The sequence below is a fragment of the Polynucleobacter sp. 35-46-11 genome (genome assembly GCF_002281105.1).
This window is the reverse complement of sequence record NZ_NCFJ01000522.1, coordinates 1-1,726: the sequence shown is the minus strand read 5'-3', so window position 1 is coordinate 1,726 and position 1,726 is coordinate 1. Positions and strand designations below refer to the sequence as shown.

Here is a 1,726-nt window from a genome sequence, read left to right as displayed (position 1 = left end):
TAGACCGTTATTTAAAGTTGACGGATTTTTGGGCTGTCAAAGTAGGCGAATGGGGTTTGGTGACTTTATTGACGATCCACTTAGTCGGCGGTATTCGTCTTTTGATGATTGAGTTTGGAGCGTGGCGTGGATTGCGAAAGGGCTGGATTCAGGCGGCCATAGTCATTTCGATTATTTCCGGTCTTTTATTTTTAGCATTAGCAGATTAATTGGGAGCAATATGCAGCTACAGATGAGTTTGGTAGAGGAGGCATGTAAGGAGTTATATATTCGTGCGCTCAAGAAGTTGCCTGATGATGTTAAGCAAGGAATTGACCGCTTAAATCAATTAGAGACCGATGCGCGCGCACAAGTAGTGCTGCAAACCATGGTTACTAACATTGCAGTTGCAGAGCGCGAAGATAATTTACTTTGCCAAGATACCGGTTTACCTATTTATAACGTCAAAATTGGTCGTCACGTTGAGTTTGATGGAATGGCCTTAAAAGCCGCAATCCGTAAGGGATGCGAGCGCGCCACTACTGAATATCCACTACGCTCTTCAGTGGTGCATCCCATCACCCGAAAAAATAATCACACATCCTGCGGCATCGATATGCCAGCCATTCATGTGGATTTTAGCGATGATGATGAGTCGGTAGAAATTGAAATGGTCCCTAAAGGAAGTGGCTCCGAGAATAATTCCTACCTCAAGATGGCCATTCCAGCTGAAGGTATTCTGGGTGTAAAGGCATTTGTCATTGACAGTGTCGTTGCTTCTGGTGGAAAAACTTGCCCTCCAACTATTGTTGGAGTTGGCATTGGTGGCACCTCCGATCAATGCGTTGCCATGGCTAAACGTGCCGCGACTAGACCAATTGGGAGTGTTTGCACTGATGAAGAGGGCGCAAAGCTAGAAAAGGAATTGAGTACTGCCGTAAATCGTCTCGGTATTGGTCCACAAGGTTTGGGTGGAGATGGCACTGCATTTGCAGTACATGTTGAATTGGCGGCTACGCACATCACAATGAATCCTGTGGCAGTCAATATGCAATGCCATTCTGCAAGGCGCGCTCGCGCCACCTTTACGCCAAGCGGTGTTGAGTACGGTTTTTAGGAATAACAATGACTCATTACATTCTCCCTACTCCGGTAAGCGAAGCTGACATTCGCCGCCTTAAAATTAACGACACGGTTACCTTGCAAAACACTTTGTTTGGAATTCGGGACGCGACTCAGATTCATTTATTTGATCGCGATCGAAAAACCAAGTTTGATCTAACTGGTCACGCGGTAATTCATACTGCACCTAATGTACGTAAGGTGCCGGTCAGTGCTGAGTATCCAGCGGGCTATCAGCCTATCTGTATTGGCACAACCACATCCGATCGGATGGAGCGTTTCACAAGGCCATTAATGACCCAAAATGGGGTGCGGATGATTGTGGGTAAAGGCGGTATGCGAGAAGGTTCATCTGCAGCATTTGCAGAGTTGGGCGGAGTGTATTTAGCGATTATTGGCGGCACTGCTGCTCTAGAGACCACTTGGATTGAGCAAATCGAAGACGTGGATATGGATGATTTAAATCCTGAATCCTTATGGCGTTTTAAGATACGCGATTTTGGCCCGCTATTGGTTGCAATGGACAGCCATGGTGGCAGTATTTACCAAGAGGTTAAGGGTGATGTTGCTCGCAACAAGGTAGATGTGCTTAAAAGCTTAGGAATCGAATCATGAATGCGCCCTT

Annotated in this window: 2 protein-coding genes and 1 pseudogene; all 3 read left to right on the top strand. The window is 46.3% G+C overall.

The features are described 5' to 3' along the window. Positions 1-209: pseudogene (locus B7Y67_RS17155) on the top strand (succinate dehydrogenase); the annotation flags it as partial. An 11-nt stretch (positions 210-220) separates the two neighbouring features. Further along, entirely contained in the window at positions 221-1,096 is an 876-nt protein-coding gene (locus B7Y67_RS17150) for a fumarate hydratase (RefSeq protein WP_293599667.1), read from the top strand. A gap of 8 nt (positions 1,097-1,104) precedes the next feature. Beyond that, positions 1,105-1,716, top strand: coding sequence for a fumarate hydratase C-terminal domain-containing protein (locus tag B7Y67_RS17145; protein ID WP_293599666.1), 612 nt, complete (start codon positions 1,105-1,107; stop codon positions 1,714-1,716). Positions 1,717-1,726: the final 10 nt, after the last annotated feature.